Source organism: Halomonas sp. ML-15, from assembly GCF_014779595.1.
Classification (GTDB): domain Bacteria; phylum Pseudomonadota; class Gammaproteobacteria; order Pseudomonadales; family Halomonadaceae; genus Franzmannia.
In genome coordinates this window covers 944,986-961,797 of record NZ_JACXZT010000019.1, presented here as the reverse complement: position 1 = coordinate 961,797, position 16,812 = coordinate 944,986, and the positions used below count along the sequence as shown (strand labels likewise).

Below are 16,812 nucleotides of genomic sequence, written 5' to 3'. Positions count from 1 at the left end.
GCACTTCCCCTTGCCGGGCGTGCAGGGGACTTTCACCCCCAAGTCATCCCGAGGCACCACCCTCAGGAACAGCGCCAGTCAGGCGCTGCGCGCCATGCCTGGCGCACCCAGAAAAAAAGCGCCGCCTCCTAGGAAGCGGCGCTGCTATCAGCCCTGGTACCTGTTTTCTTCAGACGCTTTCTAACACGCCGTCCTGCACCGGCGTCTGCCGGCGGCGCTCACGCCATGGCCGGCGCGGCGTAGGAGATCGGCGCGCGCTGCGCCTCGTCCTCGAAGGTGACGATCTCGAAGGACTCGGGATTGGCCAACATCTCGCGGCACAGCTGGTTATTCAGCGCATGCCCCGACTTGATGCCACGAAACTCACCGATCAGGCTATAGCCTAGCTGGTAGAGATCACCGATAGCATCGAGAACCTTGTGCTTGACGAACTCGTCGTCATAGCGCAGCCCGCCCTCGTTAACGATGCGATAGTCGTCCACCACGATGGCGTTGTCGAGGCTGCCACCCAGCGCCAGATTGTGTGAACGCAGGAATTCCAGATCGCGCATGAAACCGAAGGTGCGCGCCCGCGACACTTCCTTGACGAAGGAGGTGGTAGAGAAATCCACCGTAGTGGTCTGATCGCGCAGCTCGCTCACGGGGTGATCGAAATCGATGGCAAAAGCAACCTTGAAGCCGTTATGCGGCAGGAAGCGCGCCTCCTTGTCGTCTTCACGCACCACGATCTCACGCTTGATGCGGATAAACTTCTTGGCCGCCTGCTGCTCCTCGATACCCGCCGACTGAATCAGGAATACGAAGGGGCCGGCGCTACCGTCCATGATTGGCACTTCAGGTGCGCTGACATCAACAAAGGCATTATCGATGCCGAGGCCGGCGAAGGCCGACATCAGATGTTCGACGGTGGCCACCTTGACGCCATCTTGAGAGAGCGCCGTACACATGGTGGTATCGGTGACATTTTCGGCACGCGCCGGAATCATCACCTCAGGCTCGAGGTCGGTGCGCACAAAAATGATGCCGGTGTTGGCCGGCGCCGGGCGCAGCGTCAGATAAACTTTCTCACCGGAGTGCAGACCAACGCCGGTCGCACGAATGGTGTTCTTGAGGGTACGTTGTCTAATCATGGGCAGTAGCCAGGCTGATATTAGTTATCAAACGCTGTTCACTATAACAGCGAACATACGTTTCAACAAAAAAAACATCCCTGGCCCCGCCTAAGCTATCGATAGCGTGCCTCAATCGGCCTGACGGCGCAGGAACGCCGGAATGTCCAGGTAGTCGTCCAGCTCCTGGGACTTGCGCTTCTCTGCACGCGCCTTGACCGCCGCTTCCTGCTCGGACTTGGCAGCCTGCTGACGCATCACCGCCGGCTGCTGCTGCAGAGTGCGGTAGTCGGTGGACTCGGGTCGCGCCGCTACGCTCTCACGCGGTGCGGCCTTCTGCTGGCGACCTTCCAGGCCCGCCGCCACCACGGTGACGCGCAGCTCGTCCGTCATATCCATATCGATGGACGTGCCAACCACGATGGTCGCATCCTGGGAGGCAAACTCCTGTACGGTCGCCCCCACATCGTTGAACTCGCCGATGGAGAGGTCCGGCCCGGCGGTGATATTGACCAGGATGCCACGCGCACCGTGCAGGTCGATATCTTCCAGCAGCGGACTCTTGATCGCTTTCTCGGCGGCTTCGCGGGCGCGGTTCTCGCCTGTCGCGCCGCCGGTGCCCATCATCGCCATGCCCATCTCTGACATCACGGTGCGCACGTCGGCAAAGTCGACGTTGATGATACCGGGACTGGTGATCAGCTCGGCAATCCCCTGCACTGCGCCCAGCAGCACATCGTTGGCGGCGCTGAAGGCGGTCAACAGGCTAGCGTTCTTGCCCAGTACCGCAAGCAGCTTCTCGTTGGGGATGGTGATCAGCGAGTCAACGTGCTCGGAGAGCTCCTTCATGCCCTCTTCGGCGGCGCGCATGCGCTTGGGCCCTTCGAAGGGGAACGGCCGAGTCACCACCGCCACGGTGAGGATGCCCAGCTCCTTGGCCACCTGGGCCACCACCGGCGCGCCCCCGGTACCGGTGCCGCCGCCCATGCCAGCGGTGATGAAGATCATGTCAGCACCGCTGATCAGCTCAGCGATGCGCTCACGATCCTCCATCGCTGCCTGACGGCCAACGTCGGGATTGGCCCCCGCGCCCAGCCCCTTGGTAATGTCGCTGCCGAGCTGGAGCACAGTCTTGGCCGCCACGCGCTTGAGCGCCTGAGCGTCGGTGTTGGCGCAGATAAACTCGACGCCTTCGATGTTGCTCTCGACCATGTGATTGACGGCATTACCACCGCCGCCGCCGACGCCGATCACCTTGATGACCGCGCTGCTTGAGGGTGCGTTATCTACCAGTTCGAACATAAGCCCCGTCTCCTGGACCGCTCGCGGCCCGTATCAGAAATTTCCTTTGAACCAGCCCTTGATCTTGTCCAGTGCCGGAAAACCATCCTTGAGTCCCCGCCGGGAGACGTCCTCCCTCTTCGGCTGAGCCGATACTACTCGCCCGTGGCCGTGTAGGCCATGTCCATGCTTGGCGTCGCGCATGCCGTAATGTAGCAAACCGACCCCTGTCGAATAAATCGGGTTGCGCACGACATCGGCGAGGCCTCTGACGTTCTGCGGACTGGCGATGCGCACCGGCATGTGGAATATCTCCTCGGCCAGCTCGACTACGCCCTCCATCCGCGAGGTGCCGCCGGTCAGTACCACGCCGGCCGCCACCAGATCTTCATAGCCGCTGCGGCGCAGCTCCTCGCGCACCAGCGTGAACAGCTCCTCGTAGCGCGGCTCGACCACCTCGGCCAAGGCCTGGCGCGACAGATCCCGGGCAGGACGCTCGCCGACGCTTGGCACCTTGATCATCTCATCGCTCGAGGCAAGGTGGGTCAGGGCACACGCATACTTGACCTTGATATCTTCAGCGTATTGGGTCGGCGTGCGCAGCGCCATGGCAATATCGTTGGTCACCTGGTCACCGGCGATGGGAATTACCGCGGTGTGGCGGATGGCGCCTTCGGTGAAGACCGCGATATCGGTGGTGCCGCCGCCGATATCGACCATGCATACCCCCAGCTCGCGCTCATCCTCGGTCAATACCGCATGACTCGACGCCAGCTGTTCCAGAATGATCGCATCGACCTCGAGGCCACAGCGACGCACGCATTTTTCGATATTCTGCACCGCGTTCAGTGCTGCAGTAACCAGGTGCACCTGCGCTTCGAGGCGCACACCGGACATTCCCAGCGGCTCGCGAATGCCCTCCTGCTTATCGATCGAGAACTCCTGAGGCAGTACATGAAGTACCCGCTGCCCTTCGGAGATGGCCCGCGCCCTGGCCGAGTCGATTACCCGCTCGATATCGTAGGTGCTGACCTCGCGCTCCTTGATCGCCACCACACCGTCCGAGTTCATCGAACTGATATGGCTGCCGGCGATGCCGACATACACCGAGTGAATGTCGCAGCCGGCCATCAGCTCGGCTTCTTCCACGGCGCGCTGAATCGACTGCACCGTGGACTCGATGTTGATCACCACGCCCTTCTTCATGCCCCGGGACGGATGCGACCCGATACCGGCGATTTCGATACCGCCATCGTCGGTGGGTTGCCCCACGATCGCCACGACCTTGGATGTTCCGATATCCAGCCCGACTACCATATTGGAAGCGTTGGGTTGTCCTGCCATGGGTCGTGGTCACTCCTCAAACTTGTCGATATTAAGCGTCCGTTAAAAAGCACCTTTAGACATAGGCACAATTATAGGAACAACTTGTGTTGTTTCACCAGTAGTCGGCGAAAAACATACGTCAGAATACGGGGCTTTTTAAATAAAAGGAACACCCCGTGGTGTGAGTTGCCGGGAACTCGGCGAAAAAAACGCCCTAAGAGCCCTGCGCTTCATCGTCATCCCCGGTCTCGGTTTCACCATGCCAGGCAACCGCCACACCATTCGGATAACGCAGATCGATGTAGCGAATATGCGACGCCTGAGCCCCCAGCTGGCGCTGCCAGGCGGCGCTCAATCGCGCCAATCGCGCATCGCGATCATTACGCCCCAGCATCACCCAAGCGCCATCATCGAGCTGCAGCCGCCAGGCGCCACGCGCCTCAAGCCGCAGCTGAGTAATGGTCAAACCCAGGGTATCCAGCCGCGCGGAAAGATCATGATAATAGGCCAATACCTCGGGGCCACTGCCCTCCGGGCCGGCCAGATCCGCCAGGTCGCCGGGTGGCGACACCGGACCGAAGGCAAAGGGCTCACCTTCGGGATTGAGCAGAAAGTCATCGTTCCAGCGTGCCACCGGCACCTGTTCGATCAGCTCGAAGGTCAAGGCGTCGGGCCACTCCCGGGAGATCCGCACCTCGGCCAGCCAATCGATCTCACGCGCCTCGCGACGCAACTCACCGAGATTCACCGACAGCCAGGTGCGCCCCTGAATCAGCGGCGCCAGCTCCTCGCGCAGATAGCCGGCGCTGACATGGCGCAGTTCACCGCTGATCGAAACCCGCTCGACCGGCCGGTCTAGCCACAGCCAGAGTGCGCGGCCACCGGCCAGCAGCAGTACCAGAAACAGCATCAGTCCGACCAGGGACCCTCGCGCGGCGTGACTCATAAAGGGCTCAGAGTTCCTTGGGGTCGTCGAGAGTAGTGGCCAGAATACGACACACCAGCGCATCGAAGTCGTAGCCCGCGTAAGCCGCCGACTGCGGGACAAGGCTATGATCGGTCATGCCCGGCACGGTATTGACCTCCAGCAGCCAGAAGCGGCCCTGGGCATCGCGCATGACGTCGACTCGCCCCCACCCTTCGCCGCCGATGGCCGCGAAAGCGCGCCGGCATAGCTCACCGAGTTCGGCTTCTTCGGCGGCAGCAAGCCCGCACGGCAGGTGGTAGCGGGTATCGTTGGAGATGTACTTGGCTTCGTAATCATAGAAGCCGCTGGGCACTTCGACGCGAATCGGCGGCAGGGTGTCGTCGCCGAGCAGCGACACCGTATATTCAGGTCCCTGGATGAAACGTTCGGCCATCACCTGAGCATCGAAACGCGCCGCTTCCTGGTAGGCCGCAGCCAGCGCCTCGCGACTATCGACGATACTGATCCCCAGGGTCGACCCCTCGTGCACCGGCTTGACGATCAGCGGCAGACCCAGCTGCTCACAGACTCCTTCCCAATCGGCGTCCACGCCTAGAATCACGCTCTCCGGGGTGGGCAGCCCCAGCGCCTGCCACACCTGCTTGGTACGCTGCTTGTCCATGCCCAGTGACGACGCCAATACCCCGCTACCGGTATACGGAATGCCGAGGAGTTCCAGCGCGCCCTGCAGAGTGCCGTCTTCTCCGCCGCGGCCGTGCATGGCAATAAACACTCGATCCGGGGCCAGCGCCTCGAGGCCGGCCAATCCGCCATCAGCCAGATCGTAACCGGTCACGTCGAGACCACTGCGCTGCAGCGAGGCGAGCACCGCGGCACCGCTGAGCAGCGACACTTCACGTTCCGCAGAGTCGCCGCCATACAGCACCACGACACGGCCGCAGGCATGGCGAAAAGTCGTCTGATTCATAGTGTCACCTTGTTCAGATCCAGCTGTGCCTCCGCCAATGCCAGGGAGATGCCGCCCACGTCACCGGCGCCCTGGGTGATCAGAATATCACCGGAACGCAGCACGTTGGCGAGCAGCCCCGGCAGCTCGGCCTTGCCCTCGACGAACAGCGGATCGACCTTGCCACGCTGGCGGATCGAACCGGCCAGGCTGCGCCCCTCGGCCCCTGGCAACGGCGCCTCGCCGGCGCTGTAGACGTCCAGCAGCAGCAGGGTGTCGACCCCGGACAGCACCCGCACGAAGTCCTCGTAGAGGTCGCGGGTACGCGAATAGCGGTGCGGCTGATAGACCATCACCAGACGCCGCTCCGGCCAGCCGGCGCGCACCGCGCGTATCACCATCTCCACTTCACGCGGGTGGTGGCCGTAGTCGTCGACCAGCATCACCTCACCGGCGCCGCCCGGCGCGGCGAAGCTGCCATGCACCTGAAAGCGCCGCCCCACACCGGCAAACCCGGACAGTCCGCGCTGGATCGCCGCATCGCTGATGCCGGCATCGGTAGCCACGACGATCGCCGCCATGGCATTGAGGGCGTTGTGTTCACCAGGCATTGCCAGGCGCACCGCCAAGGGTGCCAGGCCGCCGGGACGATGCGCCGTGAAGCATACCTCCCCGCCCTGCTGCACGAAGTCGGCGATACGATAGTCGGCATCGGGGCTGAAGCCGTAAGTGACGAACTGACGATGCACATCGTCGAGCAGCCCACGCACGTGGTCATCATCGATGCACAGAATCGCCAGGCCGTAGAACGGCAGGTTGTGCAAAAACTCGATGAAGGTGCTCTTGAGTCTTTCGAAGTCGCCGCCGTAGGTGGCCATATGGTCAGCGTCGATATTGGTGACGATGGACACCATCGGCTGCAGGTGCAGGAAAGAGGCGTCCGACTCGTCGGCCTCGGCAACCAGATAGTCGCCCTCGCCAAGGCGCGCGTTGGTACCGGCGCTGGTCAACTTGCCGCCAATCACGAAGGTCGGGTCCAGGCCGCCCTCCGCCAGCAGCGTGGCGGTCATGCTGGTGGTGGTGGTCTTGCCGTGGGTGCCGGCCACGGCGATGCCGTGGCGAAAGCGCATCAGCTCGGCAAGCATCTCGGCGCGCCGCACGACCGGTACGCGGTGCTGATGGGCCCAGCGGATCTCGGGATTGCCGGCATCCACCGCCGTGGATACCACCACGACGTCGGCGCCCTCGGCGTGATGCTGGTGATGGCCGATGCAGACCTCTATGCCGCAGCCGCGCAGATGCTCGACCACGCTGGAGGCCTTGAGATCACTGCCACTCACCCGGTAGCCCTGGTTGGCGAGCACCTCGGCGATGCCACACATGCCGGCACCGCCGATACCCACGAAGTGAATGCGTCGAATCCGCCGCATGCCGAGGCCGGTGGCGGTCGCTTGGATGGCGTTTATATCAGTCAAAAGCAGTCTCCATGCAGCCGGCCACCAGGCGTTCGATAGCGTCAAGGCGGGCCTCGCCTCGTGCCTTCACGGCCATGGCGGCCAGCGTCTCGGGGGCCAGCAGCGCCTGCAGGCGCTCGGCCAGAAAGTCGGGGGTCAGGGTCGCCTGGGGGATCAACTCGGCCGCCCCGGCATCCACCAGCGCCTGGGCGTTGGCGGTTTGATGATCGTCTACCGCATGGGGAAACGGCACGAACAGCGCCGGCTTGGCCGCGGCGGCCAGCTCGGCCACCGTCAGCGCGCCGGCCCGGCAAACGACCAGATCGGCCCAGTCATAAGCCGCAGCCATGTCGTCGATAAACTCGCTGACCCCGGCGCTGACGCCGGCCGCGGCGTAGGCGTCGCGGGTGGCATCTGCCTTGTCGCGACCCGCCTGATGATTCAGCAACGGGCGCTGGTCTTGCGGCAGCCGTGCCAGTGCTTGCGGCAGACACTGGTTGAGCGCCTGTGCGCCCAGCGAGCCCCCCACCACCAACAGGCGCAGCGGCCGCTGGCGCATCGCCTCGGCGCTGCGCGGCTCGGCCCCCAGTGTGGCGATCTCCTCGCGCACCGGGTTGCCCACCACCTCGGCGCGCCCGTCCAAGGCTTGGGGGAAGGCGGCATAGACGCGCCGCGCCAGACGCGACAGTGCCTTGTTGGTCAGTCCGGCCACGGCGTTCTGCTCGTGGATGATCAGCGGTCGACGCATCAACCAGGCCGCCAAGCCGCCGGGGCCGCTGGCGAAGCCGCCCAGCCCCACCACCAGTTGCGGATCGAGATCACGAATCACGCTGCGCGCCTGGACAATCGCGCGCAGTAGGCGCCACGGCGCCATCAACCAGCCCGCCGCGCCCTTACCGCGCAAACCGGCGACATCGATGCAGTGCAGGGGAATGTCAGCCTCCGGGACCAGGCGGTTCTCGATCCCGCGCGGACTGCCCAGCCACTCGACGTGAACGTCCTGGGCCGCCAGCCCACGGGCCAACGACAGTGCCGGGATCACATGCCCTCCGGTACCGCCGGCCATGATCAAGACGCGCCGGGGAAAACGCTGACTCACTTGGCGACTCCTGTCGAACGCGCACCGTCGGCGCTACGCGCCCGCGGTGCAGTGGGTTTGGCACGGCGCAAGGCACGCCGTGTCTCGGCATCGACGCGCATCAATAGACCGATCATCGCCGCACTGATCAGCAGACTCGACCCGCCGTAACTGAGTAGCGGCAGCGTCAGACCCTTGGTCGGCAGCATCCCGGTACTCACCGCAATGTTGATAAACGCCTGGGAACCAATGACCAGCGCAATGCCATAGCTGAGATAGGCGGCAAACGGCAGCCGAGCCACCTCAGCGCGACGGCCAATCTTGAGTGCACGCAACACCAGCAGCGCAAACAGCCCGACCACCGCAATGGCGCCAAACAGACCAAGCTCCTCGGCCAGCACCGCGAACACGAAATCGGTATGTGCCTCGGGCAGATAAAAGAGCTTCTGCACGCTGTTGCCGAGCCCAAGCCCAAGCCAGTGTCCGCGGCCGAAGGCGATCAGCGCCTGGGTCAACTGGTAGCCACTGGCAAACTGATCGGCCCAGGGATCGGCAAAACTGGTCAGGCGCGCCAGGCGATAGGGTTCGGCGATCGCCACATAGAACCCCAGCACCCCCACCACCAGTAGCAGCAGCCCGAAGCGCCACAGCGGCGCACCGGCCATCAGCAGCATGCCCATTACACAGCCGGTCATTACCACCACCGCGCCATAGTCGGGTGCCAGGATCAGCAGCAACGCAATCAACGCCACCACCAGCAGCGGACGTAGAAAGGCGCCCCAGTGCTGGCGAACCTCGGCCAGGAAGCGTTCCAGATAGCCGGCCATATAGACGATCAGGCACAGCTTGGTGACCTCCGAGGCCTGCAGGTTGAAGGGCACGCCGGGCACCGACAGCCAGCGCTTGCTGCCATTGATCTCACGACCGAACATCAACACCAGCGCCAGCAGCACGATGCCGATCAGCAGCAGCAGCGGGCCATTGACCTTCCACCACGCCAGCGGCACGCGTGACACGCCAACCCCTACGCCAAAGGCCAGCACCACGAAGATGCCGTGACGAATGCTGAAATAGTAGGGATTACCGGTCAGGCTCGAGGCCACCTCGGTGGACGCCGAGGTAACCATCACCCAGCCGATCAGTAGCAACGACAGCGATGACAGCAGCAGCCAACCGTCGAACGGCTGGTCAGCGGTGGAAAAGCGCGCCGCGAATGAGCGCGTCCTGTTAGCGCCTTTCATGCCTCTGCTCCCGTCTGTCGGGCCAGCACCCAGCGTCGAAAGTGGTCGCCGCGCTCCTGGTAGTTGGCAAACTGATCGAAGCTGGCACAGGCCGGCGACAGCAGCACGCAGTCTCCCGGTTCAGCCAGCGACTGCGCCCAGGCCATGGCCGCTGCCAGGTCCTCGACGCAGTGCGTTTCGACGGCACCGCTCAGCACACTGGCCAGGCGCTCCGCATCCAGCCCAAAGAGTAGCGCCGTACGCACGTAATCGCGCACAGCGGTGGCCAAGGGTGCGAAGTCGGCCCCTTTACCCACACCGCCAGCGAGCAGGATCAGCCGGCCACGAAGAGTCGGCCCGATGCCGCGAATCGCCGCCAGCGTCGCCCCGACATTGGTGCCCTTGGTATCGTTGATCCAGATCACGCCGTCGATCTCGGCGATCCATTCACAGCGGTGCGGCAAACCGGCAAAGCGCCCCAACACGCGGCGCATGGCCGGCAGCGGCAGCCCCAGATGGTGTCCCGCCGCCAGTGCTGCCAGCGCATTGGCCTGGTTATGGCGCCCCTGGAGCAGCACCTCACCAGCGGGCATCAAGGGTTCGCTGCCGTGCATCAGCCACGTCTCCCCTGCATGCCGACCGATACCCCACTCGCCTGGCTCGGGGGCCAGGGTGGTGAAACGGTCCTGCGCCGGCAGACGAGTGTCGGGCCAGGTCATCGGTTCCTCGGCGTTGACCACCGCGTGGCGAGCACCACGGAAAATGCCGAGTTTGGCAGCACGGTAGCTGGCCATGGTGCGGTGGCGATCGAGATGATCCTCGGAGAGGTTGAGGAAGATCGCGCTTTCGGCGCCTAGGCGCGGCGTGGTCTCGAGCTGAAAGCTGGAGAGCTCGAGCACGTAGAAGTCGGCGTCCGGGGTGTCGTGGAGCAGATCCAGCGCCGGCGTGCCCAGGTTTCCGCCCACCGCGACGCGGCGCCCGGCCTCATGGGCCATCTCGCCGAGCAGGGTGGTCACGGTGGACTTGGCGTTGGAGCCGGTGATGGCGGCGATCGGTGCCCGCGTGGCGCGCACGAACAGGGCGATCTCACCCACCACCAGCGGCTCGCCGGTAGCCACCCGGGTGCGTCCCGCCAACTCGGCAAGCCCCGGCGTGGCAGGATCGATGCCGGGACTCAGCACCACCTCCTCGACCCGCGACAGATCCAGCCCGGTGAGCGGCCCGCAGTAGATCTCGACACCGGGATGGGCGGCGTGAAAGTCGTCGAGGCCCGGCGGCGCCGAGCGCGTATCGGCGACCATATAGGGAATCTCGCGCCGGCTCAGATGGCGACAGATCGCACGGCCCGAGATGCCCAGCCCCACCACCAGGGTCATCCCCGACGGCACCGCGACCGGTTCTGGCACCTGGGCCACCTCAGCGCACCTTCAGGGTGGCCAGGCCAACCAGTACCAGCACCACGGTGATGATCCAGAAGCGCACGATGACACGCGGCTCCGGCCAGCCCTTGAGTTCGAAGTGGTGATGAAGCGGCGCCATGCGGAAGATGCGCCGGCCGGTCAGCTTGTAGGAACCGACCTGCAGAATCACCGACACCGTCTCCATCACGAACACGCCACCCATGATGAACAGCACGATTTCCTGGCGCACGATGACGGCCACCACACCCAACGCCGCGCCCAGCGCCAGGGCGCCGACGTCGCCCATGAAGACCTGGGCCGGGTAGGTATTGAACCATAGGAAGCCGAGACCGGCACCGGCGATAGTGGCGCAGAATACCGCCAGTTCGCCGGCACCGGGGATCATCGGAATCTGCAGGTAATTGGCGAACACCGCGTTGCCGCTGGCATAGGCGAACACCGCCAGGCCCATGGCCACCAGCACGGTGGGCATGATCGCCAGGCCGTCGAGGCCGTCGGTGAGGTTGACCGCATTGGAGCTGCCGACGATCACGAAGTAGGTCAGGACGATAAAGAACACGCCCATCGGCACGACCACGTCCTTGAACAGCGGCACGATCAGGCTGGTCTCCACCGGACTCGCCGCGGTGGAGTAGAGCAGCACCGCCGCAGCCAGGCCGATCACCGACTGCCAGAAATACTTCCAGCGTGCCGGCAGGCCACGCGGGTTCTTCTCCACCACCTTGCGATAGTCATCGACCCAGCCGATGGCGCCGAAGCCCAGCGTGACCCCGAGCACGATCCACACATAATGATTGGCAAGATCGCCCCACAGCAGGGTGCTCACCGCGATTGCCATCAGGATCATGGCCCCGCCCATGGTCGGCGTACCGGCCTTGGAGAGGTGGGACTGGGGGCCGTCGTCGCGCACCGCCTGGCCGATCTGCCGCTCGACCAGACGGCGGATCATCACCGGCCCCAGCCACAGACACAGCAGCAGTGCCGTGATGGTCCCCAGAATCATGCGCAGGGTGAGATAGTTGAAAACATTGAAGGCGCTCTGGAATTGCGCCAGAAAATTGGCCAGATAAAGCAGCATGTGTCGCGTTCACCTTGATGCATCAGCGCGCAGGGCGGCAATGATTCGTTCCATGCCGGCACTGCGCGAGCCCTTGACCAGCACGCTGGCCCCTGGCGGCAGATGGTTATGGGCATGGCGCACCAGCGCCTCCCAGTCGTCGAAATGGCAGCCGGCCGTGCCGCAGGCCTGAGCGGCCTCGCGTGCGGCATCGCCGGTGGTACCGAGAAAGTCGATCCCCTTCTCCTGCGCATAGCGCCCGACCTCGGCGTGCAGCCGCGCGGACGCTTCTCCCAACTCGCCCATGACGCCCAGCAGGCACCAGCGGGGTCCCGGCATGTCGGCCAACGCATCGAGCGCCGCCTTCACCGCGCCGGGGTTGGCATTATAGGTATCATCGATCAGCCGAGTACCACGCAGGCCTTCGACCACGGCCATACGCCCCGGCATCGGCGCCGCGGCCGCCAACCCGCCGACCAGCGAGGCCTCATCGAGCCCCATGGCCAGCGCCGCCGCCGCCGCCGCCAAGGCATTCGACACGCTGTGACGCCCGATTAGCGCCAGCGGTACGCGACCCAGCTCGCGGCCATCGAACGACAGCGTGAAAGCATAGCGTCCCAGCTCGTCGCAGGCCAGCGCTGAGCCCACAACCCGTGCCTGGGAGTCCGCGAGGCTAAAATCGATCACCTCGCGCTCACCGGCCAGACGCCGCCATAGCGGGTAGAAGCGGTCATCGCGATTGAGTACCGCGACGCCGTCCGGCCCCAGTCCGGCGAGGATTTCCGCCTTGGCCTGGGCAATCTGCCCCATGCCGCCGAACTCGCCGACGTGAGCGCCGGTGACGTTGGTGATCAGCGCCACGTCGGGCACCGCCAGCGCAGTGGTCCAGGCGATCTCGCCCAGGTGGTTGGCACCCAGCTCAAGCACGGCATGACGATGTTCGGCGGCCAGCTCGAGCAGTGTCAGCGGCGCACCAATGTCATTATTGAGATTGCCGCGGGTCGCCAGCGTCGCCCCCTGCTGGGCGAGCAACAGAGCGAGCAGCTCCTTCACCGAGGTCTTGCCGCTATTGCCGGTGATCGCTGCCAGACGTCCCGCCGTGGCCTGCCTCCAGGCCCGACGCCGCGCCTGGCCAAGCAGCCCCAGGGCAAGGCGCGTATCGGCCACCACCAGCTGCGGCAGCGGATCATCCACGCGACAGTCGACCAGCGCTGCGGCGGCGCCCGCCGTCCGCGCCTGGGCGATAAAGTCGTGGCCGTCGAAGCGCTCGCCGCGCAGCGCTACGAACAGCGCCCCGGGGCTCAGCGCGCGGGTATCGGTGGTAATCGTGCCGAGCGCCAGGGCCGCCTCGTCGGACGCCGCCACGCCCAGTGCCACGGCGACCTCGCCAAGGGTGTTCAAACCCAGGCTCATGAGCGATCCCCCCGCCTTGCCAACGCCGCATCGGCTTCCGCCAGATCGCTGAAATCGTGCCGCACGCCGGCAATCTCCTGATAGGTTTCGTGGCCCTTGCCGGCGATCAGCACGATATCATCGGGTTCGGCGGCCGCCAGGGTGCGGCGGATCGCTTCGCGACGGCCGTCAATCTCCCACACGCTGTCGGCGCCAGGAGTATCGAGCCCGGCGCGAATTGCCACACGAATCGCCGCCGGATCTTCACTGCGCGGATTGTCATCGGTGATCACGACGCGGCCGGCACGCGCTTCGGCGACCTGCCCCATCAGTGGCCGCTTGCCGGGATCGCGATCCCCCCCACAGCCAAACAGGCACCACAGGGTTGCCGATTCACCGAGATGCGCGCGCAGTGCCTGCAGCGCGTTGTCCAGGGCATCCGGCGTGTGTGCGTAGTCGATCACCACACTCGGGCCACTGGAGGCTGTTAACCGCTGCATGCGCCCGGGCACCGGCGCCAGTGACTCGGCCGCCGCCAGCAGCTTGTCGAGGTCGTCGCCGAGGCCATAGAGAGTAGCGATCGCCAGCAGCACATTGTCGAGATTGAAACGTCCCATCAAGCCGAGGGCCAGCACCCGCTCGCCCTCTGGGGTGGCGATCAACGCGCGCTGGCCGCTGGCGTGGGGCAGCCACTCGACGACCCGCAGCGTGGTCGCCTCGTCCTGCCCGCAGGCCAGCACCCGCACCCGCTCCGCTATCCCCGCGAGCATCAGCCGCGCCAGCGGGTCATCGGCATTGACTACCGCGAGTTCGAGCTCGTCACGCTTGAACAGCTGCGCCTTGGCCGCGGCGTAGGCCGCCATGCTGGGATGGTAGTCGAGGTGATCGCGGCTGAGATTGGTGAATACCGCCGCTGTGAGACGGCAGCCGGCCAGTCGGCCTTGATCGAGAGCATGCGACGAGACCTCCATGGCCATGCGCGTCACGCCCTGTTCGGCGAGCCCACCCAGTGCGGCCTGCAGTGCCAGCGGCCCGGGGGTGGTCAGACCGCTATCGGCCAGGCTGCCGATACGCCCCGACCCCAGGGTGCCGACCACCCCGCAGGGGCGCCCCAGCGCCTCGCTGAGCGCGGCGATATAGTGGGTCACCGAGCTCTTGCCATTGGTGCCGGTGACGCCGATCAGCTGCAGGCTCTCGGGCACCTCGAACAGCTCGCTCCCCAACGCACCGAGCTGCGCCTTGAGGCCTGGCAGGCCGATCACGCGCGGGTCCGTCGGTGGCAATTCACCATCGTCGAGATGATAGAGTACCGCGCTCACCTTGGCGGCCAGCGCCGCCCCGGTGAAGTCGCGCCCGTCACTGTTCACCCCGGGGAGCGCCAGGAAGATATCGCCTGCCGTCAGCCGACGACTATCGAGTTCGAGACGCACCTGACCGGCGCTCGGGAGAGGCGAGAGTCGCAGAGCCTCCGGCCAGCGGCGGCTCAGGGCGTGCGTCAGGCGTTGGCGATCGACCTGCATCTGATGTCCTTGTCAGGGGGGAATGGGCTCAAGAGACTCGCTGTTGACCTCGACCGACTCACTGCGTTGGTCCGGCGGTACATCGAGCAGACGCAGCGCATTGCCGACCACGCGGGAGAAAACCGGGGCCGCCACGGCGCCGCCGTAGTACTCCCCTCCGCGCGGTTGGTCGATCATCACTACCGTCACGATACGTGGATCGGAGACCGGCGCGATCCCGGCAAACACGCTGCGATAGGCATCCTCGGCGTAGCCGCCGGCGGAGCTCTTGCGCACCGTACCGGTCTTGCCGGCAACCCGATAGCCGGGCACCGCGGCACGGCGTCCACCAGTCGTGGGCTGCACCGATTCTTCCATGATACGCAACAGGTCATAGGCCACTGCGGGGTCGATGGCAGGATGACTGGTCGGCGGCTCATCGAGTTTCAATAGCGAGGGCAAGAGCCGCTCGCCCTGGTTGGCGATGGCAGTGTAGGCGCTGGCCAGCTGCAGCGTCGACACCGACATGCCATAGCCGTAGGAGAGCGCTGCGCGCTGGCTGCGCGACCAGCGCGTCGGGGCCGGCAGCGTACCGGTGGATTCGCCCGGGTAGCCGGTCTCGGGGCTCTGTCCCAGGCCAAGTTGGCGATACTTGTCGGGCACTGCGGTCTCGTCGAGCTCGAGGGTGATACGCGACATGCCGATGTTCGACGACTTCTCGAGAATTTCGGCGAGATCCAGCTCACCATAATCGCGGAAATCGCGAATCGTGAAACGGTCGATGCGCATCCAGCCCGGTGAGGTGTCGATTACCGTATCGCGGCGGTAATCGCCGCTCTCCAGCGCCGCGGCCATGGCCAGCGGTTTCATCACCGAGCCCGGCTCGAAGACGTCGACGATGGCCTGGTTGCGCAAGCCGCGTGGATCCATGCCGGCGCGGTTGTTGGGGTTGTAGGAGGGCTGGTTGGCCATCGCCAGCACCTCGCCGGTGCGCGCGTCCATCATCACCAGACTGCCACCGTCGGCGCCGTGCTCGGTCACCGCCGCCTTGAGCTCGCGATAGGCCATGTACTGCAGCCGCTGATCGATGGAGAGCGTCAGGTCGCCGCCGGGGCGCGCCTCGCGCAGCAACTGCAGGTCGCGCACCAGCCGCCCGCGGCGATCCTTGAGCACACGCCGCTGACCGGGAGTCCCGGCCAGGTACGGCTGGTAGGCGAGCTCTAACCCCTCCTGCCCCTGGTCATCGACGTTGGTCACTCCAAGCAGTTGGGCGGCAACCTCGCCGGCCGGATAGTAACGCCGGTATTCGTTCTGCCCATAGACCCCAGGCAAGCGCAGATCGAGCACACGCTGGGCATCATCGGGGGTCTGCATGCGACGCAGGTACATGAATTCGCGCTCGCTGAAGCGTGCCAGCCGCTCATTGAGTTGATCGAGGTCGGTGCCCAGTGCCTGGGCCAGCATCAGCCGCTGAATGGTATCGTCGGGCAGCTCTTGGGGATTGACCCATAAGCTGACCACCGGGGTGGAAATTGCCAGCGGCTCGCCGTTGCGGTCGACGATCATGCCGCGATGCGCCGGGATGGTATCGGTACGCAGGGTTCTGGCATCGCCCTGGCCCTGCAGGAAGGGGCGTTCGATGACATGCAGATTGACGATACGCACCGCCAGTAGCCCCAGACCAATCAGCACCAGCGCCACCATCAACACATAGCGGCCGCCGCCAAGCGGTTCGGTGGGCGGTGGACGGCGGCGCGTCACGGCATCCTGGGGGTCGGCTCTCATGGGCGAATGACCTCGACCTCATTGACATCGGGCAAGCGCATCTCCAGGCGCTCGATAGCCAGGCGCTCGATGCGCGCCGGCGACGACCAGGCGCTCTCCTCGAGCAGCAGCTGGCCCCACTCGGTCTGCAGCTGATTCTGTTCACGCTCGAGCTGCTGCAGGCGGGCATACTGCTCGCGGGTCAGATGGCTGGATACGATGACGGCCATGGCACTGGCCAGCGTGACCACCACTAGCCCAATCACCACTACCAGACTCAGTCGCTGGCGCCATCCTGACAATATGGCGAACCGCTTGCGTCCCTGACTCATCGCCT

The 16,812-nt window shown here is 65.1% G+C and carries 14 protein-coding genes; all 14 read right to left on the bottom strand.

Translation table 11 applies throughout. The features are described 5' to 3' along the window. Nucleotides 1-218 precede the first annotated feature (218 nt). The gene (gene lpxC / locus IEI94_RS16265; RefSeq protein WP_191168311.1) at nucleotides 219-1,130 is read right to left on the bottom strand and encodes a UDP-3-O-acyl-N-acetylglucosamine deacetylase; all 912 of its coding nucleotides are present in this window, start codon (nucleotides 1,128-1,130) and stop codon (nucleotides 219-221) included. A gap of 111 nt (nucleotides 1,131-1,241) precedes the next feature. After that, the gene (gene ftsZ, locus IEI94_RS16260; protein WP_191168310.1) at nucleotides 1,242-2,411 is read right to left on the bottom strand and encodes a cell division protein FtsZ; all 1,170 of its coding nucleotides are present in this window, start codon (nucleotides 2,409-2,411) and stop codon (nucleotides 1,242-1,244) included. A gap of 33 nt (nucleotides 2,412-2,444) precedes the next feature. Further along, nucleotides 2,445-3,734 (bottom strand): cell division protein FtsA, encoded by a 1,290-nt coding sequence (gene ftsA, locus IEI94_RS16255; RefSeq protein WP_191168309.1) that lies wholly within the window; start codon nucleotides 3,732-3,734, stop codon nucleotides 2,445-2,447. Between the two features lie 196 nt (nucleotides 3,735-3,930). Next, nucleotides 3,931-4,662, bottom strand: coding sequence for a cell division protein FtsQ/DivIB (locus tag IEI94_RS16250; RefSeq protein WP_191168308.1), 732 nt, complete (start codon nucleotides 4,660-4,662; stop codon nucleotides 3,931-3,933). Nucleotides 4,663-4,669: 7 nt separating this feature from the next. Continuing rightward, nucleotides 4,670-5,611, bottom strand: a complete 942-nt coding sequence (locus IEI94_RS16245) for a D-alanine--D-alanine ligase (RefSeq protein ID WP_191168307.1) — start codon at nucleotides 5,609-5,611, stop codon at nucleotides 4,670-4,672. After that, nucleotides 5,608-7,020 carry a UDP-N-acetylmuramate--L-alanine ligase gene (gene murC / locus IEI94_RS16240; protein WP_191169632.1) on the bottom strand — a complete coding sequence of 471 codons (1,413 nt, stop codon included), beginning with the start codon at nucleotides 7,018-7,020 and terminating at the stop codon, nucleotides 5,608-5,610. The genes IEI94_RS16245 and murC overlap by 4 nt, the downstream gene beginning before the upstream one ends. Before the next feature lie 37 nt (nucleotides 7,021-7,057). Then, nucleotides 7,058-8,110, bottom strand: a complete 1,053-nt coding sequence (gene murG, locus IEI94_RS16235; protein ID WP_191169633.1) for an undecaprenyldiphospho-muramoylpentapeptide beta-N-acetylglucosaminyltransferase — start codon at nucleotides 8,108-8,110, stop codon at nucleotides 7,058-7,060. Between the two features lie 29 nt (nucleotides 8,111-8,139). Continuing rightward, entirely contained in the window at nucleotides 8,140-9,363 is a 1,224-nt protein-coding gene (gene ftsW, locus IEI94_RS16230; protein WP_191168306.1) for a putative lipid II flippase FtsW, read from the bottom strand. Beyond that, nucleotides 9,360-10,718: a UDP-N-acetylmuramoyl-L-alanine--D-glutamate ligase gene (murD, locus tag IEI94_RS16225; RefSeq protein ID WP_191169631.1), complete on the bottom strand. Its 1,359-nt coding sequence runs from the start codon at nucleotides 10,716-10,718 to the stop codon at nucleotides 9,360-9,362. Before murD ends, ftsW begins: the two co-directional genes overlap by 4 nt. A 40-nt stretch (nucleotides 10,719-10,758) precedes the next feature. After that, on the bottom strand, nucleotides 10,759-11,841 hold the full coding sequence (gene mraY, locus IEI94_RS16220; protein ID WP_191168305.1) for a phospho-N-acetylmuramoyl-pentapeptide-transferase: 1,083 nt from the start codon (nucleotides 11,839-11,841) through the stop codon (nucleotides 10,759-10,761). A gap of 9 nt (nucleotides 11,842-11,850) precedes the next feature. Then, the gene (locus IEI94_RS16215) at nucleotides 11,851-13,233 is read right to left on the bottom strand and encodes a UDP-N-acetylmuramoyl-tripeptide--D-alanyl-D-alanine ligase (protein ID WP_191168304.1); all 1,383 of its coding nucleotides are present in this window, start codon (nucleotides 13,231-13,233) and stop codon (nucleotides 11,851-11,853) included. Then, nucleotides 13,230-14,732 carry a UDP-N-acetylmuramoyl-L-alanyl-D-glutamate--2,6-diaminopimelate ligase gene (locus IEI94_RS16210; RefSeq protein WP_191168303.1) on the bottom strand — a complete coding sequence of 501 codons (1,503 nt, stop codon included), beginning with the start codon at nucleotides 14,730-14,732 and terminating at the stop codon, nucleotides 13,230-13,232. The genes IEI94_RS16215 and IEI94_RS16210 overlap by 4 nt, the downstream gene beginning before the upstream one ends. A 12-nt stretch (nucleotides 14,733-14,744) precedes the next feature. Beyond that, the gene (locus tag IEI94_RS16205; protein WP_191168302.1) at nucleotides 14,745-16,496 is read right to left on the bottom strand and encodes a peptidoglycan D,D-transpeptidase FtsI family protein; all 1,752 of its coding nucleotides are present in this window, start codon (nucleotides 16,494-16,496) and stop codon (nucleotides 14,745-14,747) included. Further along, nucleotides 16,493-16,807, bottom strand: a complete 315-nt coding sequence (gene ftsL / locus IEI94_RS16200; RefSeq protein WP_191168301.1) for a cell division protein FtsL — start codon at nucleotides 16,805-16,807, stop codon at nucleotides 16,493-16,495. The genes IEI94_RS16205 and ftsL overlap by 4 nt, the downstream gene beginning before the upstream one ends. Nucleotides 16,808-16,812 lie beyond the last annotated feature (5 nt).

Excerpts from the sequence above, each read along its gene's own strand:
- lpxC (WP_191168311.1), bottom strand. The coding sequence starts at position 1,130 with ATGATTAGACAACGTACCCTCAAGAACACCATTCGTGCGACCGGCGTT.
- ftsZ (WP_191168310.1), bottom strand. The coding sequence starts at position 2,411 with ATGTTCGAACTGGTAGATAACGCACCCTCAAGCAGCGCGGTCATCAAG.
- ftsA (WP_191168309.1), bottom strand. The coding sequence starts at position 3,734 with ATGGCAGGACAACCCAACGCTTCCAATATGGTAGTCGGGCTGGATATC.
- IEI94_RS16250 (WP_191168308.1), bottom strand. The coding sequence starts at position 4,662 with ATGAGTCACGCCGCGCGAGGGTCCCTGGTCGGACTGATGCTGTTTCTG.
- IEI94_RS16245 (WP_191168307.1), bottom strand. The coding sequence starts at position 5,611 with ATGAATCAGACGACTTTTCGCCATGCCTGCGGCCGTGTCGTGGTGCTG.
- murC (WP_191169632.1), bottom strand. The coding sequence starts at position 7,020 with ATGCGGCGGATTCGACGCATTCACTTCGTGGGTATCGGCGGTGCCGGC.
- murG (WP_191169633.1), bottom strand. The coding sequence starts at position 8,110 with ATGGCCGGCGGTACCGGAGGGCATGTGATCCCGGCACTGTCGTTGGCC.
- ftsW (WP_191168306.1), bottom strand. The coding sequence starts at position 9,363 with ATGAAAGGCGCTAACAGGACGCGCTCATTCGCGGCGCGCTTTTCCACC.
- murD (WP_191169631.1), bottom strand. The coding sequence starts at position 10,718 with ATGACCCTGGTGGTGGGGCTGGGCATCTCGGGCCGTGCGATCTGTCGC.
- mraY (WP_191168305.1), bottom strand. The coding sequence starts at position 11,841 with ATGCTGCTTTATCTGGCCAATTTTCTGGCGCAATTCCAGAGCGCCTTC.
- IEI94_RS16215 (WP_191168304.1), bottom strand. The coding sequence starts at position 13,233 with ATGAGCCTGGGTTTGAACACCCTTGGCGAGGTCGCCGTGGCACTGGGC.
- IEI94_RS16210 (WP_191168303.1), bottom strand. The coding sequence starts at position 14,732 with ATGCAGGTCGATCGCCAACGCCTGACGCACGCCCTGAGCCGCCGCTGG.
- IEI94_RS16205 (WP_191168302.1), bottom strand. The coding sequence starts at position 16,496 with ATGAGAGCCGACCCCCAGGATGCCGTGACGCGCCGCCGTCCACCGCCC.
- ftsL (WP_191168301.1), bottom strand. The coding sequence starts at position 16,807 with ATGAGTCAGGGACGCAAGCGGTTCGCCATATTGTCAGGATGGCGCCAG.